Origin of the sequence: Variovorax xiamenensis (assembly GCF_050916385.1) — a bacterium.
Lineage (GTDB): Bacteria > Pseudomonadota > Gammaproteobacteria > Burkholderiales > Burkholderiaceae_C > Variovorax.
Genome location: NZ_CP139038.1, coordinates 3,808,565 through 3,834,672 on the forward strand (window position 1 = coordinate 3,808,565; position 26,108 = coordinate 3,834,672).

Annotated in this window: 20 protein-coding genes; 9 read left to right on the forward strand and 11 right to left on the reverse strand. The window is 68.8% G+C overall.

The genetic code is table 11. The annotated features are described in order from the left end of the window. The first annotated feature begins 2 nt into the window (after positions 1–2). Positions 3–1,265: a cellulose synthase complex periplasmic endoglucanase BcsZ gene (gene bcsZ, locus SFB74_RS17315; RefSeq protein WP_432725450.1), complete on the forward strand. Its 1,263-nt coding sequence runs from the start codon at positions 3–5 to the stop codon at positions 1,263–1,265. Further along, positions 1,241–5,650, forward strand: coding sequence for a cellulose synthase subunit BcsC-related outer membrane protein (locus SFB74_RS17320; protein WP_432725451.1), 4,410 nt, complete (start codon positions 1,241–1,243; stop codon positions 5,648–5,650). Before bcsZ ends, SFB74_RS17320 begins: the two co-directional genes overlap by 25 nt. On the opposite strand, the gene SFB74_RS17325 is transcribed toward SFB74_RS17320, so the two are convergent. After that, on the reverse strand, positions 5,632–7,002 hold the full coding sequence (locus tag SFB74_RS17325; protein WP_432725453.1) for a putative bifunctional diguanylate cyclase/phosphodiesterase: 1,371 nt from the start codon (positions 7,000–7,002) through the stop codon (positions 5,632–5,634). The genes SFB74_RS17320 and SFB74_RS17325 overlap by 19 nt on opposite strands. 140 nt (positions 7,003–7,142) lie before the next feature. Next, a complete protein-coding gene (locus SFB74_RS17330) occupies positions 7,143–7,487 on the reverse strand; it encodes a hypothetical protein (protein ID WP_432725454.1) in 345 nt (114 codons plus the stop codon). Between the two features lie 191 nt (positions 7,488–7,678). Here SFB74_RS17330 and SFB74_RS17335 point away from each other — a divergent pair, with 191 nt between their 5' ends. Genes SFB74_RS17335 through SFB74_RS17345 form a run of 3 tightly spaced genes read left to right on the forward strand, consistent with a single transcriptional unit; the run spans position 7,679 to position 10,418 of the window. After that, a complete protein-coding gene (locus SFB74_RS17335) occupies positions 7,679–8,356 on the forward strand; it encodes an HAD family hydrolase (protein WP_432725455.1) in 678 nt (225 codons plus the stop codon). After that, positions 8,353–10,008, forward strand: coding sequence for a phosphoglucomutase (alpha-D-glucose-1,6-bisphosphate-dependent) (pgm, locus tag SFB74_RS17340; protein WP_432725456.1), 1,656 nt, complete (start codon positions 8,353–8,355; stop codon positions 10,006–10,008). Before SFB74_RS17335 ends, pgm begins: the two co-directional genes overlap by 4 nt. Positions 10,009–10,019: 11 nt before the next feature. After that, positions 10,020–10,418, forward strand: coding sequence for a PPC domain-containing DNA-binding protein (locus SFB74_RS17345; RefSeq protein ID WP_432725457.1), 399 nt, complete (start codon positions 10,020–10,022; stop codon positions 10,416–10,418). A 3-nt stretch (positions 10,419–10,421) separates the two neighbouring features. On the opposite strand, the gene SFB74_RS17350 is transcribed toward SFB74_RS17345, so the two are convergent. The 4 genes from SFB74_RS17350 to SFB74_RS17365 all read right to left on the reverse strand — a co-directional run bounded on the left by SFB74_RS17350 (position 10,422) and on the right by SFB74_RS17365 (position 15,127). Then, the gene (locus SFB74_RS17350; RefSeq protein WP_432725458.1) at positions 10,422–11,783 is read right to left on the reverse strand and encodes a homoserine dehydrogenase; all 1,362 of its coding nucleotides are present in this window, start codon (positions 11,781–11,783) and stop codon (positions 10,422–10,424) included. Between the two features lie 271 nt (positions 11,784–12,054). Continuing rightward, positions 12,055–13,110: an amino acid ABC transporter permease gene (locus tag SFB74_RS17355; RefSeq protein ID WP_432725459.1), complete on the reverse strand. Its 1,056-nt coding sequence runs from the start codon at positions 13,108–13,110 to the stop codon at positions 12,055–12,057. Further along, entirely contained in the window at positions 13,107–14,096 is a 990-nt protein-coding gene (locus SFB74_RS17360) for an amino acid ABC transporter permease (RefSeq protein WP_432725460.1), read from the reverse strand. The genes SFB74_RS17355 and SFB74_RS17360 overlap by 4 nt, the downstream gene beginning before the upstream one ends. Beyond that, positions 14,093–15,127 (reverse strand): amino acid ABC transporter substrate-binding protein, encoded by a 1,035-nt coding sequence (locus tag SFB74_RS17365; protein ID WP_432731955.1) that lies wholly within the window; start codon positions 15,125–15,127, stop codon positions 14,093–14,095. The genes SFB74_RS17360 and SFB74_RS17365 overlap by 4 nt, the downstream gene beginning before the upstream one ends. A gap of 181 nt (positions 15,128–15,308) precedes the next feature. Here SFB74_RS17365 and SFB74_RS17370 point away from each other — a divergent pair, with 181 nt between their 5' ends. Further along, entirely contained in the window at positions 15,309–15,704 is a 396-nt protein-coding gene (locus tag SFB74_RS17370) for a DoxX family protein (protein ID WP_432725461.1), read from the forward strand. 21 nt (positions 15,705–15,725) lie between these two features. On the opposite strand, the gene def is transcribed toward SFB74_RS17370, so the two are convergent. From def to smc, 5 genes are all read right to left on the reverse strand, one after another. Next, entirely contained in the window at positions 15,726–16,265 is a 540-nt protein-coding gene (def, locus tag SFB74_RS17375; protein ID WP_432725462.1) for a peptide deformylase, read from the reverse strand. Positions 16,266–16,311: 46 nt separating this feature from the next. Beyond that, entirely contained in the window at positions 16,312–16,716 is a 405-nt protein-coding gene (locus SFB74_RS17380) for a hypothetical protein (RefSeq protein ID WP_432725463.1), read from the reverse strand. A gap of 141 nt (positions 16,717–16,857) precedes the next feature. Further along, entirely contained in the window at positions 16,858–18,945 is a 2,088-nt protein-coding gene (gene ligA / locus SFB74_RS17385; RefSeq protein WP_432725464.1) for an NAD-dependent DNA ligase LigA, read from the reverse strand. Between the two features lie 23 nt (positions 18,946–18,968). Further along, a complete protein-coding gene (locus tag SFB74_RS17390) occupies positions 18,969–20,072 on the reverse strand; it encodes a cell division protein ZipA C-terminal FtsZ-binding domain-containing protein (protein WP_432725465.1) in 1,104 nt (367 codons plus the stop codon). 18 nt (positions 20,073–20,090) lie between these two features. Next, a complete protein-coding gene (gene smc / locus SFB74_RS17395) occupies positions 20,091–23,606 on the reverse strand; it encodes a chromosome segregation protein SMC (protein WP_432725466.1) in 3,516 nt (1,171 codons plus the stop codon). 114 nt (positions 23,607–23,720) lie between these two features. Between smc and SFB74_RS17400 the strand changes: the two genes are divergently transcribed. From SFB74_RS17400 to SFB74_RS17410, 3 genes are all read left to right on the forward strand, one after another. Further along, complete coding sequence (locus SFB74_RS17400) at positions 23,721–24,479, forward strand: hypothetical protein (RefSeq protein WP_432725467.1); 759 nt, start codon at positions 23,721–23,723, stop codon at positions 24,477–24,479. 129 nt (positions 24,480–24,608) lie between these two features. Then, complete coding sequence (locus SFB74_RS17405; RefSeq protein WP_126020235.1) at positions 24,609–25,301, forward strand: mobilization protein; 693 nt, start codon at positions 24,609–24,611, stop codon at positions 25,299–25,301. A 79-nt stretch (positions 25,302–25,380) separates the two neighbouring features. Then, a complete protein-coding gene (locus SFB74_RS17410) occupies positions 25,381–26,091 on the forward strand; it encodes a DUF4339 domain-containing protein (protein ID WP_432725469.1) in 711 nt (236 codons plus the stop codon). The last annotated feature ends 17 nt before the right edge of the window (positions 26,092–26,108 follow it).

Below are 26,108 nucleotides of genomic sequence, written 5' to 3' on the forward strand. Positions count from 1 at the left end.
TCATGCGACGTTCAATCACAGCGCCCCCACCCGACCGGCTCGCGAGCCGGCGCGCCCTGCTGGGCGCGGCCGGGCTGGCTCTGGCGCTGCCCCGGCTGGCCGTAGCCGCGCAGGCTGCCCCTCCTTCTGCCGCTGCAGCTGCTCCGGCGCCTGCACCTGCCTGCCATCCGGCCACCGACTGGGCGGCCTTCGCCGCGCGCCACATCCAGCCCGACGGCCGGGTGATCGACTTCAACACGCCGCAGCAGCAATCGACTTCCGAAGGCCAGTCGTACGCGATGTTCTTCTCGCTGGTCCACAACGACCGCGCGACCTTCGCGCGCGTGCTGGCCTGGGCCGAAGCCAACCTCGCGGGCGGCAGCCTCGCCAAGCAGTTGCCTGCGTGGCAGTGGGGCCGCAAGCCTGCGGGCGGCTGGGGCGTGCTCGACGCCAACGCCGCGTCCGACGCCGACCTGTGGATCGCCTACGCGCTGATGGAAGGCGGCCGGCTCTGGAACGACGCCGGCTATCGCGCGCTCGGCCGCGAAGTGCTGGCGCTCGCCGTGCGCGAAGAAATCATCAACGTGCCGGGTCTCGGCCGCATGTTGCTGCCCTGGCCCAAGTCGGTGGCGAGCGGCCCGCTGTGGCGCCTCAACCCGAGCTATGCGCCGCTGCAGCTGCTGCGCTACTTCCAGCAGGCCGATCCGTCCGGCCCCTGGGGCGAGGTCATCGACAACACGCTGCGCATGTTCGGCGCCGTCACGCCCAAGGGCTTCGCGCCCGACTGGTGCGCGTGGTCGCAGGATTCGCGCTCCTTCGTGGCCGATCCGCAGAAGGGCACCACCGGCAGCTACGACGCCATCCGCGTCTACCTGTGGGCGGGCATGCTTTCCGAGCGCGACCCGGCGCGCAAGATGCTGCTGCTGAACCTGCGCGGCCCGCGCCAGGCGCTGGCCGAGAACCACTCGGTGCCCGAGTACGTCGACACCGTGACGGGCCAGGTCCGCGGCATGGCGCCCCTCGGTTTTTCAGGCGCGATGCTGCCCTACCTCAAGGCGCTGGACGCCACCGACGCGCTGGCCGACCAGGTCGCCCGCGTGCCCGGCGGCCGCGCGGCGCCTCCCGCCCCCAATGCAACGACGCCGCCCGTGGCGCCCTTGCCGTACTACGAGCAGTGCCTGTTGCTTTTCGGCCAGGCATGGCTGGACGGCCGTTATGAATTCGGCCGCAACGGCCAGCTGCAAACCTCATGGAGAACGCTATGCCGTCCCAATCGACCGGCCTGAAGCCGCAGGCGCTTCCGCGCGGCATCGCCCCCGGCTCGCGTCCTTTCTCGCGTTCCTTTTCGCTGTCGCCGCAATCGCGGCAATGGACGGCCTGCCTCGGCATGCTCGTGGCGCTGTGCGCCGCCAACCCCGCCCATGCGCAGGCCGATGCCAGCGCGGCGCTGATCGAGCAAGGCAACTACTGGCAGGCCCAGGGCCGCGCCGACCTCGCCGAAGAAAGCTGGAAGAAGCTGCTGAGCGTGCAGCCCCAGTCGACCGACGCGATGTACGGCATGGCGCAGGTCGAACTCTCGCGTGGCAACTCCGAGGCGGCGCGCAGCTGGATCGCCCGCCTGCGCACCGCGAACCCGAACGACAGCCGCCTCGCGCGCCTGCAGCAGCAGTCGCAGCAGCCCGCCGGCGCGCAGAGCACGCTGCAGCGCGCCCGCGCCGCAGCACGCGCCGGCCGCGCCGCCGAGGCGGTGGAGCTGTACCGCAGCCAGTTCGACAACCGGCCGCCGCCCGAGGCGCTGGCCCTGGAGTACTACCAGGTGCTGGCCAGCACGCCGCAAGGCGCGGATGAGGGCCGCCGAGGCCTCGAACAGCTGGTGAAGGACCATCCCGAGAACGCGAACTACAAGCTCGCGCTGGCGCAGCAGAAGACCTACAGCGAATCGACGCGCCGGGCCGGCATCCGCGAGCTGGTCGAACTGACGAAGCAGCCCGCCGTGGCCGGCGCAGCGCGTTCCGCGTGGCGCCAGGCGCTGATCTGGCTCGACGCGCGCCAGCCCGACGTTCCGCTCTACCAGGAATACCTGAGCAACAACCAGACCGACGCCGCGGTGGCCGCGCGCCTGGAAAGCCTCACCACCGCCAAGGCGGCCACGGCCAACACGCCCGACGTGCCCGTGGGCGAAGGCTTCAAGGCACTCGACCGGGGCGACGCAGGCACCGCCGAGCAACGCTTCCAGCAGGCGCTGCGCCTGAAGGCGGACGACGCCGAGGCGCTGGGCGGGCTCGGCCTCGTGCGCATGCGCCAGGAGCGCTTCGCCGAGGCGCAGGAGCTGCTGGAGCGCGCGGTGCGCGGCGGCGGCAGCAAATGGAATTCGGCACTGCAGAGCGCCAACTACTGGGTGCTGGTCGGACAGGCCCGCGCCGCCCAGGGCAAGAACGACCTGCGCGGCGCGCAGTCGCTCTACGAGCGCGCCGTGCGCATCGATCCGCGCGAGCCCGTGGGCCAGAACGCGCTGGCCGACCTGCGCGCCGCGGCGGGCGACTACGCGCAGGCCGAACAGGGCTACAAGCGCGTGCTCGAAAGCCGTCCGCAGAACACGCAGGCGCTGCGCGGGCTGATCTCCATCTACGGCCAGACCGGCCGCGCCGACGAGGCGCTGGCCCTGTCGCGCCGCCTCACGCCCGAGCAGGCCACGCAACTGGGCGGCTTGCGCGACATCCAGGTCGAGCAGGCGCGCAACCGCGCCCGCCAGCAGGCCGACGCCGGCGACACGGCCGGCGCGCAGCGCACGCTCGAGGACGCGATGCTCGCCGCGCCCGACAGTCCCTGGGTGCGGCTGGACCTCGCCAACCTCTATCGCAAGCGCGGCATGGTGTCCGAAGCGCGCGGCGTGATGGAAGGGTTGCTGATGTCGCAGCCCGACATGCCCGACGCGCTGTACGCCAGCGCCCTGCTCGCCTCCGAGACCGGCGACGCGGCCGCGGGCATCCAGTACCTCGAGCGCATTCCCGCCGGCTCGCGCACGCGCGACATGGCCGCGCTGCAGCGCCGGCTGTGGGCGCAGTCGCAGGCGGCGCGCGCCCTTGCGCTGGCGCGCCAGGGCCAGATGGATGCCGCGCGCGGCGTGCTCGCGCAGACCGAGTCGGCGCTGAGCACCGACATGCCGGCCGAACTCTGGGGCCAGCTCGCGGGCGCCTATGCCGAAATCGGCGACGCGCCGCGCGCCCTGGCCATGAGCCGCCAGCTGCTCGCGCGCACGCCCACGCCGAGCACCGGCGACCGGTTGCTGTATGCCTCGGTGCTGCTCAAGACCAAGCAGGACATCGAGCTGTCGGCCGTGCTGCGCCAGCTGGCCGCGACCAACATGACGGCAAGCCAGCGCGCCGACTTCGACAACCTGCGCATCGCCTTCGCGCTGCGCCAGACGGATTCGCTGCGCGAAGCCGGCAACCTCGAGGCCGCCTACAACGCGATGGCACCGGTGCTCGCAGAGCGCCCCGACGATCCACAGGCGCTGGCCGCGCTGGCGCGCCTGTATTCGGCGGCGCGCGACGAAGGCCAGGCTCTCGCGCTGTACCAGCGAGTGCTGCAGCGCAACCCGACCGATCTCGACACGCTGCTCGCCGCTGCCGCCAGTGCCAGCGCGCAGCGTGACCACAGCTCGGCCGAGAGCTACGTGATGGCCGCGCTCAAGCAGGCTCCCGACCAGTCGCGCGTGCTCGCGGCGGCCGGGCGTGTCTACCGCAACGCGGGCGAGAGCCGCAAGGCCGAGCAGTACCTGCGCGCGGCGGTCGAGGCCGAGCGGCAGGTGGCGTCGGGCGGCTTCGCCCCCGGCGGCGTGGCCGCGCCCGTGCCCGCGGCCAATCCCTTCGCCGGCATGACTGGCGGCGCGCCCAGTGCGGCCGTGCCTGCCACTTATCCGGCAGCCAACGGAAACCCGTTCGCCCAGGCCCGCATGCAGCCGGCGTCCTATCAGGCACAGGCGTATCCGGCACAGGCGGGCTACCCGGTCGCACAGGCTTATCCGGCGGCGGGCCAAGCCCAGCCTTATCCGGCCTACCCGGTGGCCGGCGCACCGAACGCCTATCCGCCCGGAGCGCTGCCCTGGAACTCCGGCGCGCCGGCGTCGAATGCCAAGGGCCGCTCGACGGCAGCCAAGCCGTCGTCGACGCGCACCGCGCGCAACGCCGCCGCGAACCCGAACAACGTGCCACAGGCCTCGGCCTACATCGCGCAGCCGGTGCAGGCCCTGCCGCAGTACCCGGTGCCCGGCACGCAGCAGGTCGCGCCGGTCTACATTCCGCCGGCGCAACAGCCCGGCGGCTATCCGGCGCCCGCCTATCCGCAGGCCAATGCGGCCTATGCGCAGGCCAACACGCCGCGCGCGGAAACCGGCTGGAACGCACCGCCGCGCGCCGCGCCGGCGAACAGCACGCTGGCTGCCGAGCTGCAGGACCTCGAATCGCAGCGCGCCGTGAGCCTCACGGCAGGCACCGTGTATCGCAACCGCGCGGGCGAGGCGGGCCTCAGCCGGCTCTCTGACTTCCAGCTGCCGATACAGGCGCGCTTCCCCGTGGGCGAAGGCAAGATCGTCGTGGGCGTGACGCCCACCGTGCTCGATGCCGGCACCCCCGCGAGCGACTACGCCACCGGCAGCCGCTTCGGCGGCGGCCCCAGCGCGGCCCTCAATGCGCTGCGCACCGGCGCCTCGGCCGGCCAGCAGAATGCGGCCGGCGTCGGACTGAACGTGGGCTACGAAGGCAAGAACATCGACGCCGGCATCGGCACCACGCCGCTGGGCTTTCCCACCACCAACGTGGTCGGCAACGTGACCTTCAAGGGCAGCATCGGCGACTCGTGGAACTACAAGGCCGACATCTCCCGCCGCGCGGTGACCGACAGCGTGCTGTCCTTCGCAGGCGCCAAGGACGAGCGCACCAACGAGCGCTGGGGCGGTGTGGTCGCCACCGGCGTGCGCGGCGACATCGGCTACGACGACGGCACCTACGGCGTGTACAGCTACCTCGCGGCCCACGGCATCACCGGCAGGAACGTGCAGAGCAACTCGCGCGTGGAGACCGGCGGCGGCGCCTACCTGCACCTGCTCAACAGCCCAAACTCCAAGCTCACGCTGGGCATGAACATCGGCCTGATGGGCTACGAGAAGAACCTGAGCTACTACACCTTCGGGCAAGGCGGCTACTTCAGCCCGCAGAGCTTCGTGAGCGTGGCCTTCCCGGTCGACTGGAGCGGGCGCAGCGACCGGCTCTCGTGGCGGCTGAACGCCTCGCTGGGCGTGCAGTCGTTCACGCAGAAGTCGTCGCCCTACTTCCCGACGGACCCGTCGCGCAATGGCGCCGCGTCGAGCGCGGCCTACCAGGCACTGGCGCTGGGACTGAGCAGCTCGAGCTACAACAACATGTACGCGAGCAGCTCGAAGACCGGCCTGGCCTACAACCTGGCCGCGGTGGTGGAGTACCAGCTCGCGCCGAAGATGTTCCTCGGCGGGGCGCTGGGCTTCAACAACGCGCAGAACTACCGGCAGTTCACCGGCAGCGTCTACCTGCGCTATGTGTTCGGCGGCTCCAGCAGCATCGGCGTGCCCGGCTACGGCACCGGAAGCGGCACCACGCTGAACCCGATGACCTCGCCCTATACGCCGCTGCTCTGATCCGGGAGGCCCAGGGTGGGCCACCCGTCGCGCCCCCACAGCGGCGCGCGTTCGTACTGCTCCACCCAATGGGCGACGTCCTTGGCCGCCATCGGCTTGCCGATGCCGTAGCCCTGGCCCAGGGTGCAGCCCATGGCCAGCAGCGCCTCGCCCTGCTTCACCGTCTCGACGCCCTCTGCCACGGCCGTGAGACCCAGCGCGTGGAGCAGCGCGATGATGCCCTGCACGATGGCCCGGTCCTGGCTGTTGTCGATCATGCCGCGCACGAAGGACTGGTCGATCTTCACTGTCGACACCGGCAGTTGCCGCAGGTAGGTGAGCGATGAATAGCCGGTGCCGAAGTCGTCGATGGTGACGCCGACGCCGAGCATCTTGCACGCCTCGACGAACAAGGCGACGTTCGCGAACTGGCTGATCGCGGTGGTCTCGAGGATCTCGAGCTCCAGCATGCCCTCGCCCTGCTTCGGGAACTGCGCGAGGTGCCGGGCGAGGCGCTCGACGAAGTCCCAGCGCATCATGTGGCGCGGCGCCACGTTCACGCTCACCGAGATCTGCAGGCCCGCGAGGCGCCACTGATGCGCCTGCCACAGCGCGGTGGCGATGGCCCAGTCGCCGACCTGCTCGACCAGCGCGTCGTCTTCGATCAGCGGCACGAACTGCGCGGGCGGCATCAGGCCGCGCTCGGGGTGCTGCCAGCGGATCAGCGCCTCGACGCCGACGACCACGCCGCGCAGCATGTCGACCTTGGGCTGGTAAACGAGGAAGAACTCGCCCTGCAGCAGCCCTTCCTGTATGCGCTGGCGCTCGCGCACCACCTGCTCGTCGGCGCGTGCCTGCGGGGCGTCGAAGTAGTGCACCTTGCCGTCGGCGGCGCGCTTGGCGAAGAAGGCCGCGTGCTGCGCCTGGCGCAGCGCCGTCTCGGGGGGCGGGCCGTTGCTGTCGAGCAGCATGGCGCCGATGCTCGCGTCGATGCTGGCGGTCTGGCCGCGCCATTCCCAGGGCTCGGCGAGCGCGGTCTGGATGCGTTCCAGCACCTGGGCGCACTGCGAGGTGCCGAGGCCGGCGAACAGGGCCGCGAACTCGTCGCCGCCCACGCGCGCCATCACGCTTTCGCGCGGCAGCTCGGCCTTGATGCGGCGGGCCGCTTCCTCGAGGGCCGCATTGCCCGCGACCATTCCGAGGCGCGAGTTCAGCTCGGCGAAACGGTCGACGTCGATGTAGCAGACCGCGGCGAGCCGCTTGCCGGCCCGGGCCCAGTCGGCCATCAGCGGACGCAGCACCTCATCCGGCGGGAGGCGGGCCGATCCGTCGTAGTAGGACGGCAACGAGACAGTGGGTTGCTGGTTCGACAAAAGACTGGGGCTCCGGAAGTCGCGGACTATTGTTCTCCCAATTCGAACTGATCCACCCTTTGTGGCGAAGATTTGTTACCGGTACGTGTTTACACCACAACACCTTCGTATACAACGCGATGCCGGCCTGGCGCCCCGGCCTATCCGCAGTACGCGCCGACCACGCGGCCGGTAGGCTCGACCTGCACGTTGAGCCGCATCATGTCCTGCGCCGGGTCGGCCGTATCGGTGGCCAGCACAGTGCGAGCCATCCTTGCCCCGGCGCGCTGGCGCATTTCCTCCAGCAGCTGCGGGGTGATGCGCAGGCCCAGTCCGAAGCGCACGGATGGTGCCTGGCATGTCTCGGGTGGCGTGACGAAGCTCGGTGGCTCGGGCACTTCCGAGGTCAGGGGGCGGTCGGCGGGAGGCGACTGGCAGCCGGCCAGCGCGAGGCAAAGGCCCAGGGCCACCATGGCGAGCGGGTATCGACCGTTCGTGATGCGCATCTTTCTTGCTCCTTCTTCAAGCTGTGCGAAAGCTTATTCAACTCCGGGGACGGTCCTGTGGCACAGGTTAAGCCAGCAGGCGTCGAAGCATCAACTAAATCACGCGGGTGCCCGCTGGCGTCGCATTCGAGGGGTATGCTGAAACCGGCGCGCGCAGTCCATTGCAGTCAAGGCCCCTCGGGCCCAAACCCATGACACAACACCCTGCCACGGTTTTCCTGGTCGACGTCGACAACACCCTGCTCGACAACGACCGCTTCCTTTCCGATCTCCACGAGCGCCTCGAGCAGGCCTTCGGCGCCGAGCGCGCCGGCCGCTACTGGACAGGCTTCGAGCAATTGCGCGACGAGCTCGGCTATGTCGACTACCTCGGTGCGCTGCAGCGATTTCGCGCCGGCGCAAGCCGTGGCGACATGAGCGAGCAGCAGTTGCTGCGGATGTCGACGTTCCTGCTCGACTACCCCTTCGCGGACAGGCTCTACCCCGGCGCGACCGAAACGTTGAAGCACCTGCGCCGCCATGGCCCCACGGTGATCCTTTCGGACGGCGACGTGGTCTTCCAGCCGCGCAAGGTGCAGCGCTCGGGCCTGTGGGACGCCACCGAGGGCCGCGTGCTGATCTACGTGCACAAGGAGCAGATGCTCGACCTCGTCGAGCAGCTCCATCCCGCGCGGCACTACGTGATGGTCGACGACAAGCTGCGCATCCTCTCGGCCATGAAAGCCATCTGGGGACCGCGTCTTACAACTGTCTTCGTGCGGCAAGGGCACTATGCCCTCGACGCCGAGGCCAACGCCGCCTACGCACCCGCCGACATCACCGTCGAGCGCATCTCGGATCTCATCAACTTCGACTTCCCATCGACATGAGCCAAGCAAGCAACCCTCTCGCGGGAAAGCCCGCCCCCATCGAACTGCTGGTCGACGTGCCGCGCCTCGTCTCGGCCTACTACACCGGCCGGCCCGACCCCGCGGTGCCCGCGCAGCGCGTGGCCTTCGGCACCTCGGGGCATCGCGGTTCCTCCTTCGACGACGCATTCAACGAGTGGCACGTACTCGCGATCAGCCAGGCCATCTGCGACTACCGCAGGCAGAAAGGCATCGACGGCCCGCTCTTCCTCGGCATCGACACGCACGCGCTCTCTACGCCGGCCTTCGGCAGCGCGGTCGAGGTGCTGGCGGCCAACGGCGTCGAGCTGATGATCTCGAAGGACGACGAGTACACGCCGACGCCGGCCGTGTCGCACGCCATCCTGGTCTACAACCGCGGCCGCACGACGGGCCTTGCCGACGGCATCGTCATCACGCCCTCGCACAACCCGCCCGAGAGCGGCGGCTTCAAGTACAACCCGCCCAACGGCGGCCCGGCCGGCACCGACATCACCTCGGCCGTCGAGGCCGCGGCCAACCGGATGCTGGCGAACGGCCTCGAAGGCGTGAAGCGCATGCCGCTCGCGCAGGCGCTGCGCGCATCGACCACGCACCGCCACGACTACCTGAACACCTACGTCGAAGACCTAGCGCATGTACTCGACATGGACGCGATACGCGACGTGAACCTCGACCTCGGCGTCGACCCGCTGGGCGGCGCCGGCGTGCGTTACTGGCCCGCGATCGCCGAGCGCTACAAGCTCAAGCGCCTGAACGTGCTCAGCCGCGAGGTCGACCCGACCTTCCGCTTCATGTCGCTCGACTGGGACGGCCGCATCCGCATGGACCCTTCGTCGCCCGACGCGATGAACAAGCTGATCGGCCTGAAGGACCGCTTCGGCATCGCCTTCGCCTGCGACACCGACCACGACCGCCACGGCATCGTCGCGGGCAGCACGGGGCTGATGCAGCCCAACAGCTACCTCGCGGTGATGATCGACTACCTCTACACGCACCGCCCGCAGTGGCCGGCGCTTGCCGCCGTCGGCAAGACGGTGGTGAGCAGCCAGATGATCGACCGCGTCGCCAACCGGCTCGGGCGCAGGCTGCACGAGGTGCCGGTGGGCTTCAAGTGGTTCGTCGACGGGCTGGTCGATGCCTCGCTGGCCTTCGGCGGCGAGGAAAGCGCGGGCGCGACCTTCCTGAGCAAGGACGGCTCGGTGTGGACCACCGACAAGGACGGCATGGTGCCCGCCCTGCTCTCCGCCGAGATCGCCGCGCGCACCGGGCGCGACCCCGGCGAGCGCTACGCCGAGCTGACGCAGGCGCTGGGCAAGCCGGTGTCCGACCGCGTGGACGCGCCGGCCACGGTCGAGCAGAAGAAGCGGCTGTCGAGCCTGTCGCCGCAGCAGATCCGCTCGACCGAGCTTGCCGGCGACAGGATCGTCGAGGTGCTGAGCCACGCGCCGGGCAACGGCGCGGCCATCGGCGGCGTGAAGGTGGTGACGGCCAACGGCTGGTTCGCGGCGCGGCCCTCGGGAACGGAGAACATCTACAAGATCTACGGCGAGAGCTTCAAGGGCGAGGAGCATCTCGCGCGCATCCTCGAGGAGGCGCAGCACGTGGTGGACGGGGCGCTCTCGGGGGCCTGAGACGGCGCAGCATGCAGACGCTGGTGCTGCGATTGAACCCGGGCGACGACCTGCGCGTGTCGCTCGATTCGGCTTTGAAGCAAGGCGATGCCGAGGCAGCTTTCGTCGTGTCCGGCATCGGCAGCCTGAGTGGAGCGAGCATCCGGTTCGCCGGCGCGCAGTTGCCCGAGCGCATCGAGGGCGACCTGGAGATCCTCACGCTGGCGGGCAGCCTGTCGCCCGACGGGTCGCATCTGCACGTCAGCGTGTCGGACGCCTCGGGCCGCGTGTTCGGCGGGCATATGGCGCCGGGGTGCATCGTGCGGACCACGGCGGAGATCCTCGTCGCCGTGCTGCGCGACTGGCGATTCGCGCGAACGCACGATCCGCTCACCGGCTATGCCGAACTGAGCCCGCGCCGGAAGCCCTGAAGCTCAGCCCTCCAGCGACTCCACGCGCAGCGTCGTGACCGGCCCCGCCACCTCGGCGCGACCTTGGAGGGCATGCACCGCGAGATCGAGTGCGCCCTGCTCCACCGGCCCGGTCAGCACCAGCACCTGCGGCCCCATGCCGGGCCGCTCGGCCGCCAGCGCGACCTGTCGCACCGGGATCTTGCGCTCCGCAAGACTGGCCGCGATTGCCTGGATCTGGTTGACCGCTTGTACAGGCACGCGCAGGTAGTGCGAGGTGTGCACGGCAGCACGAGGCAGCACGGCGAGCGCATTCGTCGCATGCGCATGGACGCCGAGATGCGGCACATGCTGCGCGGCGTGGACGCCGTCGAGTCGCGCCACGTCCACCAGATCGGCAATCACGGCGGAAGCGGTCTGCTCCGATCCTGCACCCGCGCCGTAGTACATCGTGAGACCGGCCGCGTCGCTCTTGACCATGACGGCGTTCATCGAGCCGTTCACCTGGGCCATCAGGTGCGCGGCGGGCACGAGCACCGGCTGCACGCGCAACTCGACCCCTGCGGCCTGCCGGCGCGCCACGCCCAGCAGCTTGATGCGATAGCCGAGCTGCTCGGCGCAGGTCACGTCCACGCCCTGCAGCGCGGTGATGCCTTCCACCTGCGCATCGGCAAAGCGCAGCGGCATGCCGAATGCGTTGGCGGCCAGCAGGGTCAGCTTGTGGGCGGCGTCGATGCCTTCGATGTCGAAGCTCGGGTCGGCCTCCGCATAGCCGAGCGCCTGGGCCTGCGCGAGCGCCGCAGCGAAGTCCAGGCCTTCGTCGCGCATCTTGCTCAGGATGAAGTTGGTGGTGCCGTTGATGATGCCGGCCACCCATTCGATGCGGTTGGCGGCAAGCCCTTCGCGCAACGCCTTGATGATGGGGATGCTGACGGCCACCGCGCCCTCGTAGGCCACGATCACGCCCTTTTCCCGCGCGGCGGCGAAGATCTCCGAGCCATGCACGGCCAGCAGCGCCTTGTTGGCCGTGACCACGTGCTTGCCGTGCGCGATGGCAGCCAGCACCCAGTCGCGCGCCGGGCCGGTGCCGCCGGCCACTTCCACCACCACGTCGACGTCGGGATGCGTGGCGACCTGCATCGCGTCGGCCGTCAGCGAAACGCTGTCTCCCACGATGGCGGCGGCGCGCTCCAGGTTGCGCGCGGCGACCATCACCAACTCGATGGACCTGCCGGCCCGCGCGGCGATGTCGGCCCGGTTGCGCGCGAGCACGCGGAAGGTGCCCGAGCCCACGGTGCCGATGCCGATCATTCCCACGCGCAAGGTACGAATGGCCGCCGGGCGGTGGTGCAAGGGCTCTAGGGATTCAACGGGATCGCGGTACATGGACATCTCCTGACGAAAAAACAAAACCCAGCTGCCAGAGCTGGGTTCATTCGTTCGGGGAGAGAGCGATACACCAGGTGGCTGCCGGAACGGCCACCTGCGCGTGCTCAGGTGGCCGCGGTGGTAATGGTGGTAATCATTCGGGCAACGACCATCGCCTGCGCGGAGGCAGGCGGCATCATCCGGCCCATGAGGGCTGCGGTGGATGCGAAGGGGAAGCGTTGGCTCGACATGAAGCCCCGGAGTGTACAGGAGCCGGGCGGCGACACGGTCAGGGCGAGGCTGAGAGCCGCTTTTCGAGCCACACGCTGTAGCGCGAGAGCCCGAAGCACAGCACCCAGTACACCGCCGCGACGAAGAGATAGCCCTCGAGGTAGAACGGCCGCCACGTCGGGTCGCCGCCGAGCGCGAGCCCTAGGGCGCCGGTCAGCTCGAACAGGCCGACCACGGTGACGAGCGAGGTGTCCTTCAGCGTGCCCACCACGTTGTTCGTGAGCGCGGGCACGACGAGCCGCAGCGCCTGCGGCAGCACGATGTCGCGCTGCACCGGCCAGCGGCCGAAGCCCAGCGCCATTGCCACTTCGGTCTGGCCGCGCGGCACGGCCTGCAGGCCGCCGCGGATGATTTCCGCGAGGTACGCCGCCACGAAGAGCGCCAAGCCTGCGAGCACGCGCACCAGCACGTCGGGTTGCCACCCGGCGGGCCACAGCAGCGGCAGCAGGAACGAGGCCATGAACAGCACCGAGATCAGCGGCACGCCGCGCACCAGCTCGATGTAGCTCGCACTCAGCGTGCGAACCACGGGCCAGTCCGATCGGCGCCCCAGCGCCAGCAGCAGGGCCAGCGGAAATGCCAGCGCCAGCCCCACCACCGCGAGCCCGATCGTCAGCGGCAGGCCGCCCCAGCGGCTGGTCGGCACCGAACTCAGGCCCGGCACGCCGCCACGCATCAGCAGCACGAAGAGCAGCAACGCCACGATCCACAGGGGCACCAGCCACCAGCGCCAGCTGCGCGGCCAGGCGCTGAGCATCGTCACCGCGGACAGCACGACGACCGCGATGGCCGGACGCCATTGCTCCTCGTACGGGAAGCGCCCGAACAGCATCGGCCGCCACTTCTCGGCCACCACGCCCCAGCACGCGCCATGCTGCACGGCGCGACAGGCTTCGGCATCGGGCCGGAACACGGCATGCACGATGCCCCACTCGACGATGTGGAAGCCGATCCACGCGAGCAGCGCCAGCAGCAGCAGCGTCGCCAGCGCGCGCATCGGCGAACCCCAGAGTTCGCTGCGCCACGCGATGGGCCCTTGCGCGGCATTCCTCATCGCCAGCCTCGCAATGCGACGCGCGCGTTATAGCGGTTCATGCCGAAGGAGATCAGCAGCGACAGCATCAGGTAGACAGCCATGATGATCGCGATGCACTCGAAAGCCCGGCCGTTCGAGCCGATGGTGGTGTTGGCCACCGACACCAGCTCCGGATAACCCACCGCCACCGCCAGCGACGAGTTCTTGGTGAGGCTCAGGATCTGGTTGGTGAGCGAAGGCACGATCACCCGCAGCGCCTGCGGCAGCACGACGATGCGCAACTGCTGCACCGGCGAAAGCCCCAGCGCCTGCCCCGCCAGCACCTGCCCTTGTGACACCGACAGGATGCCCGCGCGCACGATCTCGGCCACGAAGGCCGCCGAATAGAAGCTCAGGCCGGCGACGATGGTCACGTACTCCGGGCTCAGCGCCGCGCCGCCGCTCACGCCGAAGTCACCGCGCTCGGGAAGCTCGAAGTGCAGGCCGCCCTCGCCCATGATCGGCCATGGCACGCTGAGCCCGCCCTTGCTGAGCCACACGCCCGGAAGCAGATGCACGGGCTCCGTCGGATCGGGCAGCAGGTTGGCCATCGCGAAGGCCAGCATCAGCAACTGCACCAGCAGCGGCACGTTGCGCACCAGCTCGACATACGCGGTGCAGATGCCGCGCAGCAGCACGTGCGGGGCCAGTCGGCCGATGCCGATGAGCGTGCCCAGCACCACCGAGAAGATGGCCGCGGGCACCGCAGCACGCACCGTGTTGATCAGCCCCGCGAGGAATGCACGCCAGAACGGCTGGCTGGCATCGAAATCGAGCCAGCCTTCGCTGATGGAAAAGCCCGTGGGCTCGGTCAGGAAGTCAAAGCCCGAGCGCACGCCCCGGGCACGCAGCACTTCGAGCGCATGGTGCACCACCCAAACAGCGCCGGCCGCCACGGCCAGCACCAGCAGGGCCTGGACGGCCCATGCCAGCCAGACCCCGCGGCGCGAGGTCCTGCCGTTCATCGAACCGGAGGTGCGTAGATCAGGCCGCCCTTGCTCCAGAGATTGTTGGAGCCGCGCGGCAACTTCAGGACCGACTTGGGTCCGACATTGCGCTCGAAGATCTCGCCGTAGTTGCCCACTGCCTTGATGGCGCGGAACGACCAGTCCTTATCGAGGCCCAGCAGCTTGCCCAGGTCTTCACCGCTGCCGAGCAGACGCTGCTGCGCCGGGTCCTTGCTGTTGGCCTTGAGCTCGTCGGCGTTGGCCTGCGTGACGCCGAATTCCTCGGCCTCGATGAGCGCGTTGGGCACCCACTTGGCGATGGCGAACCACTCGTCGTCGCCGCGGCGCACCAGGGGCGCCAGCGGCTCCTTGGAGATCAGCTCGGGCAGGATGATGTAGTCGTCGGGGTTGGTCGCTTCCTTGTTGCGCAGGCCGGCAAGCGCCGAGGCGTCGGTCGTGAAGGCCTGGCAACGGCCCGAGAAGAAGGCCTTGAACGAGGCTTCGAAGCTCTCGAACACCACCGTCTTGACGGGGATGCCCTGCGCGCGGAAGTAGTCCGACACGTTCTTCTCGTTGGTGGTGCCCGACTGGGTGCAGATGGTGGCGTTCTTGAGCTGCTTGGCGCTCGTCACCTTGAGCTTCTTGGGCACCAGGAAGCCCTGGCCGTCGTAGTAGGTGATGGTGGTGAAGTTGAAGCCCAGCGAGGCGTCGCGCGTGAGCGTCCAGGTGGTGTTGCGCGCCAGGATGTCGATCTCGCCGGCTTGCAGGGCCGAGAAGCGCTGCTGCGAGTTGAGGGGCACGAAGTCGACCTTCTTGCCGTCGCCGAGCACGGCCGCCGCGATGGCGCGGCAGGTGTCGACGTCGAGGCCCGACCAGTTGCCCTGCGTGTCGGGTGCCGAGAAGCCGGCCACGCCGTTGGTCACGCCGCACTTGACGGTGCCCCGCTGCTTGACCGCATCGAGCGTCTTGCCGGCGAAGGCCGGTGCGGCAAAGGCCAGGGCAGCAAGGCAGGCGCCTGCGAGCAACGCCGGCCGGAATGGTTTGTTCATCATTGGTGTTCTCCTCAACAACGGTAAGCAAAAGGCAGTGTACGGGCCGACGCCGGACTCTGCCAAAGAACTCCGGGTTGGATGCATATGCGCCGCGGCATGCGCGTACGGGGCTGGATCGACAGGCCCCGGGTTCACTACCATACGGCCCTTCAATAACCAATCACTGGGAATCCACACAATGGTCAAATCCGACGACACCGGCAAGTTCATCCTGCGCGTTTCGCTTGGCGTGCTGATCCTGCTGCATGGCATCGCCAAGCTGCAAGGCGGCGTCGGCTTCATCTCGGGCATGCTGGCCCAGCATGGGCTGCCGGGCGCGCTGGCCTATCTGGTCTACATCGGGGAGGTGGTGGCGCCAGTGCTGCTGATCATCGGGCTCTACACGCGTCCCGCAGCCTGGATCGTGGCGATCAACATGCTGGTGGCATTCGCGCTGGTCCACATGAAGGACCTGACCTCGCTCGGCAAGCAAGGCGGCTGGGCGCTGGAGCTGCAGGGCATGTTCCTGTTCGCGGCGATCGCCCTCGCCTTCATGGGCGGCGGCCGCTTCGCGCTGAGCAGCAAATACAACTGAGCTCCGACCGAGCCGGCCGGCTCAGTCGTCGTCGGCCGCATCGAGGCCTGGGAACAGGACCTCGGTGTAGCCGAAGCGCGAGAAATCGCGCACCCGCATCGGGTAGAGCTTGCCCAGCAGGTGATCGACTTCATGCTGCACCACGCGCGCATGAAAGCCGGTGGCAACCCGGTCGATCGGGTCGCCATACGGGTCGAAGCCGGTATAGCGGATGCTGGCGAAGCGCGGCACCACGCCGCGCAGGCCCGGCACCGACAGGCACCCTTCCCAGCCCTCTTCCTCCTCGACGCCCAAGGGCGTGATGACGGGATTCAACAGCACCGTGCGCGGCACCGGCGGCGCGTCGGGATAGCGCGGATTCACGACGTCGGTGCCGAAGATCACGAGCTGCTGGTCGACGCCGATCTGCGGCGCCGCCAGGCCGGCGCCATTGACCGCATGCATGGTCTCGAACATGTCGCGCACCAGCATGTGCAGCTCGTCGGTGTCGAAGGCGGCGACCGGCTGCGCGATGCGCAGCAGCCGTGGGTCGCCCATTTTCAGGATTTCGCGGATGGCCATGGCGGGATTATCGCGATGGCCTCAGATCTCCAGTGCCCGAAGGGAATCAGGGAGGGCTCTGGGTCTTGGAGTCGGGCGAGGTCCACAGGCGCGCGTTGCCGCGCGGCGGGGTCGGAATGGAGCCAGGACCGCCACCGGTAATGGGCGGACGGGGCGGCACCACCACCGGCGGAGCTACCGGCCGGCCACCGCCACCCCAGACGGGCGGACGGGCCGGATAGCCCGGGCGATCGTAGTAGGGCCTGTCGTAGTAGCGCGGACGACGCTCGTAATAGCCGCCCCCGTTGATGTAGACCGGTGCGGGCACGACCACGGGTGCCGGTTCGCTGTAGTAGGGTCCCGACGAATAGCCCCCGCCGTAATAGGGGTCGGCGGGTACGCCCACGCAGCCCGACAGCAGCACGACGCCGCCGACAGCGGCACAGGCACCGAGAACTCGAATTTTTTTCATGAGGGACTCTCCTTGTGGCCTTCAGTTAGCTTTCAACGTCAGGTTGTAGACCCTGTTGACTGCGCTCGGATGAAGTCGCGTAACGGCCGGTAAAGCATCCGACCGCCGTCTATGCCCGATCGTTCCCCGGCCAATGCCTGTTCAGGCCGCCGGAACGCCGTTGGCGAGGATCTCCAGCATACGCGCCTCGTCGATGATCTCGACGCCGTTTTCCCGCGCCTTGTCGAGCTTGCTCCCGGCCTCTTCGCCGGCCACGAGGTAATGGGTCTTCTTGCTGACGGAGCCGGACACCTTCGCGCCGGCCGCCTCCAATTTATCCTTCGCTTCGTCGCGGCTCAGCGTAGGAAGGGTGCCGGTGATGACGAAGGTCAGGCCCGCCAGCGGCTTCGGTGCCCTGGCCGCCGGTTCGCCCTCTTCCCAAGTCAGGCCGCAGGCGCGCAGCTGTTCGACCACCTCGCGGTTGTGCGGCTGGTCGAAGAAGGTGCGCAGGCTCTGCGCCACCACCGGGCCGACATCGTTCACTTCGAGCAGCTGCTCCTCGGTCGCGTCCATGATCGAGTCGAGCTTGCCGAAGTGCTTGGACAGGTCCTTCGCGGTGCTCTCGCCCACGTGGCGTATGCCCAGGCCGAACAGGAAGCGCGGCAGCGTGGTCTTCTTCGAGGCCTCCAGCGCATCGACGAGGTTCTTCGCCGACTTCTCCGCCATGCGATCCAGCCCCGCCAGCGTGGTGAAGCCCAGCTTGTACAGATCGGGCAAGGTGCGGATCAGGTTCGAATCGACGAGCTGCTCGACCAGCTTGTCGCCCAGCCCGTCGACATCCACCGCGCGTCGCGCCGCGAAGTGCAGGATGGCCTCCTTGCGTTGCGCCGCGCAGAACAGGCCGCCGGTGCAACGGTAGTCGACCTCGCCCTCCTCCCGCACGGCCTCAGAGCCGCACACGGGGCACTTGTGCGGCATGGTGAAGATCTCGCCGCGCTGGTCCTCGGGCTTTGCCAGGCTGTCCGGCGCCACGCCGACCACTTCGGGAATCACGTCGCCCGCGCGGCGCACGATCACCGTGTCGCCCACGCGCACGTCCTTGCGGCGCGCCTCGTCCTCGTTGTGCAGCGTGGCATTGGTCACCGTCACGCCGCCGACGAACACGGGGGCCAGCTTGGCCACCGGCGTGAGCTTGCCGGTGCGCCCGACCTGGATCTCGATGCCGACCACCTCGGTCAGTTGCTCCTGCGCCGGGTACTTGTGCGCCACGGCCCAGCGCGGTTCGCGTGAGACGAAACCCAGTTGCCGCTGCAGCTCGATGCTGTCGACCTTGTAGACCACGCCGTCGATGTCATAGGGCAAGGCGTCGCGCTGTCGGCCGATGTTCTCGTGGAACGCTATGAGTTCGATAGCACCAGTGGCCCGTGCGGTCTGCGTCGCCACCGGGAATCCCCACTCGTGGAACTGCTGCAGCCAGTCGAACTGCGTAGGCCAGTCGGGCCCGCCTTCGGCCACCGGCGTGACCTCGCCCAGCCCGTAGGCGAAGAAGCTCAGCGGCCGCGCCGCGGCAATCGCCGGATCGAGCTGGCGCACGGCGCCGGCCGCTGCATTGCGCGGATTGACGAACACCTTCTCGTTCTTCAGCCCGTCCGCGATCTTCTGCCGCTGGCGCTCGTTGAGCGCGTCGAAGTCCGCGCGCTTCATGTAGACCTCGCCGCGCACTTCGACCACGGGCGGCGCCTTGCCGTTGAGACGCAACGGAATCTCGCGCACCGTGCGGATGTTCTGCGTGACCTCCTCGCCCACCTCGCCGTCGCCGCGCGTCGCGGCCTGCACCAGCACGCCGTTCTCGTAGCGCAGGTTCATGGCAAGGCCATCGAACTTCAGCTCGCAGACGTAGCTGACCTGCGGGCCGTCCTCGGCAAGGCCCAGTTCCCTGCGCACGCGAGCGTCGAAGGCGCTCGCGCCGCCGGGCGTGATGTCGGTCTCGGTGCGGATCGACAGCATCGGCACCTTGTGGCGCACCTTGACGAAGCCGTCGAGCACCTTGCCGCCGACGCGCTGCGTCGGCGAGTCGGGGGTGCGCAGGTCGGGAAACTCGGTCTCGATGGCCTGCAGGCGCTGGAACAGCTTGTCGTACTCCGCGTCCGGCAACTCGGGCGTGTCGAGCACGTAGTAGAGATGGGCGTGCCTGTGGAGCTGTTCGCTCAGTGCGGCGGCTTCGCGTGCGGCTTCGTCGCGCGTCGTCATGGGTGTCTCCCGAGGAATCGGAGTTAGCTGAAAAGCCGCCGCGCCAGCGGAGAACCCGCCGCGAGATCGCGCCCGTCGAGCGTGTCGTAGAGCTGTTCGAGGTCGGCGCCGATCACGTCCATGGTCTCGTCGCGCAGCAGCTGGCCGTCGCTGTCGGTGACCACGCCGTCCATCTCGCGCGCCAGCGTGGCGGCGGCTTCGCGCATGCGGCGGAACGGTTCTTCGGAGCGATCGACCTGGGGTACGTCGAGGCTCAGGCTGAGTTCGCGAATCGCCGACTGGGCCGGGTCGTCGGCCAGCGCGGCCTGCGTGTCGAAAGACAACCCGAGCACCGGCGGCAGGCCAGCCTCGCTGGTCGGCAGCACCATGCGCCCGGGGATGATGCCGGCCACGAAGCCCAGCCGCGCGGCGTTCTGCTGCACATAGCCCGGGCTCCAGGCCGCATGCAGCGCGCGCAGCACGAAGCCCAGTTGCGCGTCGTGCGCGCTGGCGAACTGGTCGAGCTCGCGGGCGCGCGCCACTTCGTCGAGCATCTCTGGAAACTCCGGCGCACCATTGACGGCATCGGCAAAGGCCTGGGCCTTGACCACGAACTCGGAGTATTCGATCTCGTTGAGCGCGCCGGTGCGGTTGGCGAGCTGCACGCCGACCTGGAAGGCGCTGTAGCGCTGGCCGGGCACGGGCGGCTCCCACTGGCCGGTGTGTTCGTTCAGGCCTTCGATGGCCACCGGCTTGCTGCCCGCGCGGCGGGTGGGCGGCATGGCGGCGATGGCGGCATCGCCCGAGGCCAGGCCATCGAGCGAGATCGGCGCGATCACGTCGATCAGCGGGTCGAGTCCGCCGCGCCGTTCGGCGGTGGGCACGGGCACGCCGCTGGGCGCCGGGAGGTCGGGGTCGAAGAGCGGCTCATGCCGGTCGGCGCCCTGCACCTTGTTCGGATCGGCATTCAGCACCGGCTCCACGCCGTCGCCGCCCGCCGCCAGCGCGCGCTCGGCCTCGTCGAGCGCGACGTCGACCGCATCGGGTTGCCGGGGCGCGTTGCGGCGCGACATCATGGCCTCGTAGCCGATGACGGCCGCGAGAACGAGGCCGCCGAAGATTGCCAGGGCGAGTGTGAGATTGCTCATGGATCGTTGCCGCCCTGCTTATGCGGCTTCGACCATCGAAACAGCCGACTCCATGTCGACCGCCACGATGCGCGAGACGCCCTGCTCCTGCATCGTCACGCCGATCAGCTGTTCGGCCATTTCCATGGCGATCTTGTTGTGGCTGATGAAGAGGAACTGGGTTTCGCGGCTCATGGCGGAGACGAGTTTGGCATAGCGCTCGGTGTTGGCGTCGTCCAGCGGCGCGTCCACTTCGTCGAGCAAACAGAAAGGCGCCGGGTTCAGCTGGAAGATGGCGAACACGAGCGCGATGGCCGTGAGCGCCTTCTCGCCGCCCGACAGCAGGTGGATGGTCTGGTTCTTCTTGCCCGGGGGCTGCGCCATCACCTGCACGCCGGAGTCGAGGATCTCGTCGCCGGTCATCATGAGCTTGGCATTGCCGCCGCCGAACAGCTCCGGGAACATCCGGCTGAAGTGCTCGTTGACGATCTTGAAGGTGCCGCCGAGCAGGTCGCGCGTCTCGGCGTCGATCTTGCGGATGGCGTCTTCCAGCGTGCCGATGGCTTCGTTCAGGTCGGCCGACTGGGCGTCGAGGAAGGTCTTGCGCTCGCTCGCGATAGCGAGTTCGTCCAGCGCCGCCAGGTTCACCGCACCGAGCGCGACCACCTCGCGGTTGAGGCGGTCGATTTCGCTCTGCAGCCCGGTGAGCTTCACCTTGTCGTTCTCGATCGACTGCTCGACGGCCTCGAGGTCGGCGCCGGCGTCGTCCAGCAGCTGCTGGTATTGCTCGACGCCCAGGCGCGCGGCCTGTTCCTTCAGCTGGAACTCGGTGATTCGCTGACGCAGCGGGTCGAGCTCGCGCTCGAGCTGCAGACGGCGCTCGTCGCTGGCACGCAGCTTGAGCGTGAGGTCGTCGTACTGGCTGCGGGCCGAGCCCAGCGCGGCTTCGCGCTCCAGCTTGAGCGACAGCGCGTCCTGCAGGCCGGCCTGCGCGGCGGCGTCGGACAGGCGGCTCAGTTCGGCGCGCGCGCGCTCGTCTTCGTCGGTCAGCGCCACGGTCTGCTGGGCCGAGGTTTCGATGGAGCGGTTGAGTTCGGCGCGGCGCGCTTCGAGCGTGCGCTGCGAGAAGGTGGCCTCCTGCGCCTGGCGCTCGAGGCTGCGGTGCTGCTCGCGGCTCGCGGCCAGCGCGCGGCCGGCCTCGATCACGCGCTCGTCGAGCTCGGCGTGGCGCTCCTGGCTGTCGGCCAGTTGCATGTCGAGTTCCTCGAAGCGGCCCTCGGCGGCAATGCGCCTCTCTTGCAGCTCTTCGAGTTGTGCGTCGACTTCGCCGATGTCGGCGGCCAGTTGCTGGCTGCGGGCACGGGTCTGCTCGGCGAGCTGCGTCATGCGCAGCGTCTCGACCTGCAGTTCGTGCGCACGCGACTGGGTTTCGGCGGCTTCGCGCCGTGCAGTCACGAGGCGCGAGGCGGCGTCGGCATAGGCGGCTTCGGCGCGGACCAGCGCGGTGCGCGCTTCCTCGGTGATGAGCGTCTGGGCGCGCAGCTGGCGCTCCAGGTTTTCCATTTCCTGCTGGCGGGCCAGCAGGCCGGCCTGTTCGGAATCGGGCGCATAGAAGTTCACGCTGTGCGACGACACGGCATGGCCGCTCTGCACGTAGATGACTTCGCCGGGCTGCAGCGAGCCGCGCTGGGCCAGGGCTTCCTCGAAGCTCGCGGCGGTGTAGCAGCCGTGCAGCCAGTCGCTGAGCAGCGCCTGCTGCCCGGCGTCGTTCAGGCGCAGCAGGCTCGACAGGCGCGGCAGCGCGGCCGAGCCTTCGGGCGCGCCGGCGGCCGGCGGGCTGTAGAAAGCCAGCTTGGCGGGCGGCGCGTCGTTGCCGAAGGCGCGGACCATTTCGAGGCGGCTGACTTCGAGCGCGCCCAGGCGCTCGCGCAGCGCGGCTTCGAGCGCGTTCTCCCAGCCCTGCTCGACGTGGATGCGGCTCCACAGGCCCTGCAGGCCATCGAGGCCGTGCTTGGCGAGCCATGGGGCCAGCTTGCCGTCGGTCTTGACCTTTTCCTGCAGCGCGCGCAGCGCTTCGAGGCGGGCCGAGAACTCGGCGTGACGTGCGCCCTCGGTGTTGACGGCCAGCTGCTTCGCGCGGCGGTCGTCGTCGAGTTGCGGCACGGCCTCCTGCAGCTCCTGCAGGCGCGCGTCGGCTTCGCTCGCGGCCTCCTGCGCCATGGCGTGCTGCTCCTGCATGTCGAGCAGGCGGGCTTCGTCGGGTGCGGCCAGCGCGTTCTGGTCAGTGCGCAGGCGTTCGCTGCGCTGCGCGAGCTGGCGGCTTTGTTCTTCGATGTTGCGCTGGTCGGCGGCCAGCACCTGGATCTGCTGCTGCACCTGCGACACCGTCGTGCGCTGGGCATTGGCCTCGTCCTGGGCACGCTGCACCGCCTCCTCGAGATCGGGCATGCGCGCGTCGTGTTCCTCGAGCTGTGCGGCCAGCATGATGGCCTGCTCCTCGGCATCGACACCCGCGCCGGCCAGGGTCTCGATCTCGGCTTCGGCTTCCTCGCGGCGGCGGCCCCACTGGCCCATCTGCTCGCGCAGCTGGATGAGGCGCTGCTCGACGCGCTGGCGGCCTTCGACCACAAAGCGGATCTCGCCCTCGAGCCTGCCGACTTCGGCGCTGGCCTCATAGAGCTTGCCCTGCGCCTGGTTGACCTGGTCGCCCGCTCCGTAGTGCGCCTGTCGCACGGTCTCGAGCTCGGCCTCGATGTGGCGCAGGTCTGCCGTGCGCGACTCGAGGTCGTTGATGGCGCGCTCGGAATCGGCCTTGATCTTCGCCTGGTCGGCGTTGCTCTCGCCGCGCTTCAGGAACCACAGCTGGTGCTGCTTCTTCGTGGCGTCGCCCTGCAGGGCGTTGTAGCGCGCGGCCACCTCGGCCTGCTTCTCGAGCTTCTCGAGGTTGGCGTTGAGTTCGCGCAGGATGTCCTCGACCCGCGTGAGGTTCTCGCGCGTGTCGCCAAGACGGTTCTCGGTTTCGCGGCGGCGCTCCTTGTACTTGGAGACGCCCGCGGCCTCCTCGAGGAAGAGGCGCAGCTCCTCGGGCTTGGACTCGATGATCCGGCTGATCGTGCCCTGGCCGATGATGGCGTAGGCGCGGGGGCCGAGGCCGGTGCCCAGGAACACGTCCTGCACGTCGCGGCGGCGCACAGGCTGGTTGTTGATGTAGTAGCTGCTGGTGCCGTCGCGGGTGAGCACGCGGCGCACGGCGATTTCGCCGAACTGGTTCCACTGGCCGCCGGCACGGTGGTCGGCGTTGTCGAACACCAGTTCCACGCTCGAGCGGCTGGCCTGCTTGCGGGTGGTCGTGCCGTTGAAGATCACGTCCTGCATCGATTCGCCGCGCAGCTCCGAAGCCCGCGACTCGCCGAGCACCCAGCGCACGGCATCCATGATGTTCGACTTGCCGCATCCGTTGGGCCCGACAACGCCCACCAGTTGGCCCGGCAGCATGAAGTTGGTGGGTTCGGCGAACGACTTGAAGCCCGATAGCTTGATGGAATTAAGACGCACGACTTGTCGGCCTGCCTTGGCTGTACCGCCAAGGTATTGATTTGTAAGGAAAATTGCACGGGCCCGCAGCTTGCAGCAGGCCGCCGCCCCAGCCGTGGATGATAACGTCAGGGCATGCACGATTCCCCGGTTTCCCCCCTCGCCGCACGATGGGCCTGCCTCCTGGCGGGCATGGCCGTCGCGCTGGGCACGGCAGGCTGTTCGTCGATGCGCGACACCCAGCGCGCCGAGCCCTACACCAACCAGGAATGGCTGCAGTCCGGCGCCAACCGCATCGCCAACCTGTCGCTGCGGGACAACCTGCAATCGGTGCGACGGGTGCAGAGCACGCTCTACAAGCGCAATCCGCGCGAATGGCGCAAGTCGGCGCCCAGCGTGGACGAAGCCACCCAGCGCGCGTGGGACGCCGTCCTCAAGGGACCGCCGCTGCCCGAGCTCAAGGGTGCCAGCGGCATCGACGCCATCCGCATGGCCTTCGACACCACGCCGCAGGGCTACCAGGGCGACCGCGTGGCAGCGCTGGTCTATGGCTGGGCCACCATGCTCAAGCAGGCCAACGGCGACACCTGGGACCAGACCATGCTCGACGGCATCAATGCCGAGAACAGCTTCAGGGCCGCGCGCAACTTCGAAATTTCGCTGTGGCTCATCTCCTCCAAGACCGGCCCCGACGGCCAGCCGCTGCTGCTGGCCACCGAGATCAGCGACCGCGGCCGCAACCTCGTGGCCGACCGTGAACTCTCGAAGGTGGTGGCGCGGCTCGACCTGCTGGCCGCGCAGGCCGACGAGAAATACCGCCGAGCCGCGCTCGACTTCGGCCAGAACTGGGTGATGGGGGTGGTCATGCCGCTGTTCACGCTGGTACCCAAGTGAGCCCACCGGGCGCGCCTCTTGCTGCAAGCCGTTACGCGATCGCAAGAGGCGACGAATCGAAGGAGAAAGCCGGCCCCTAGAATCATCCGGCCCTCCCCCTCCTCAACCCATTCGAGGCAGCAGCAACTCATGAGCTCCATCAATTTCATCGGCGGCGAAAAAGGCGGTGTAGGCAAGTCGGTCACCGCGCGGGTGCTGGCCCAGTACTTCATCGACCATAGCCGGCCCTTCACCGGCTTCGACACCGACCGTTCCCACAGCTCGTTCACCCGCTTCTACGAAGGCTTCGCGTCTCCGGTGGTGGTCGACAGCTTCGAAGGGCTCGACACGGTCGTCAACGGCTTCGAGACCAACCCGCAGCAGAGCGTGATCGTCGACCTCGCCGCGCAGACGCTGGCGCCGCTGGCGCGCTGGATCAAGGAATCCGACCTGTTCGACGTGTTCGCCGAGATCGGCGTCACCGTCAACTTCTGGCACGTGCTGGATGACGGCAAGGACTCGACCGACCTGCTCGGCACGCTGATCGACACCTTCGGCAACCGGCCCAACTACATCGTGGTGCAGAACTACGGGCGCGGCAGCGACTTCGGCATGCTGCTGGGCTCGCAGTCGCTCTCGAAGGCCACCGCGAACGGCGCCCGCGTGATCGCCCTGCCCCGGCTGCACGACGCGAGCATGCGCAAGATCGACGCGCAGAACACCAGCTTCTGGAAGGCCGTGAACGACCGCGACGGTCCGCATGCGCTGGGGCTGCTGGAGCGTCAGCGCGTGAAGTCGTGGCTGGCCACGGCCTACGCGGCCTTCGACACGCTGCCCCTTTGAGCCTTCATCCGGTCGGCCGGGGCTGCGGGCGCTCGGCCTGACCGTGCATTCCAGAAAAACAGAAAGTGGGAGATTGATCTTGGACATACACGTCAACCGCAACGGCCAGGCCTTCGGCCCCTACGCGGAGAGCGAAGCCAGGTCGCTGTACGCCCGGGGAAACATCGCCCCGACGGACATGGTCTGGCACGAAGGCATGGCCGAATGGCAGACGGCCCTGCAACTGTTCGGGGAGCGCACGGCGCAGTCCGCGCCGCCTCCCGTTGCGCCGCCGCCACTTTTCCCGTCCCATCAGGTGCCCCCGGTGCCGGGCTATGCCGCGCCGCCGTCCTCTTACGGACAGCAATCGCCGGTGTCGCAGGGAAACCTGCCACCGAAGCTGCACTGGGCGCTGGTCCTGCTTTTCACGGTCCTGACCTTTGGCATCTTCGCCATCGTCTGGCCGTTTTTCCATTCCACCTGGGTGCGCCGCAACATCGATCCCCGTTCCAATGCGACCCTCTACCTGGCCGGCAATGTCGCCCTGGCGGTCATCGGGAATGTGATGGATGCTTCGGGCTCCGAAGGCATCCGTGGGATGGGCGGACTGCTGCAGATCCTCGCGTGCGTGCTCTTCTATTGCGGGTACTACTCGATGCGGCGTTCGATGCTCGACCACTACAACAGCGTCGAATCGATCGGGCTGCGGCTGTCCGGCGCCATGACCTTCTTCTTCAGCATCCTCTACCTGCAGTACCACATGACGCGGATCGCCAGGTGGAAGCAGACCGGGCACATCGTCCCGCAATAGCTGGCGTTCGGGCGCCG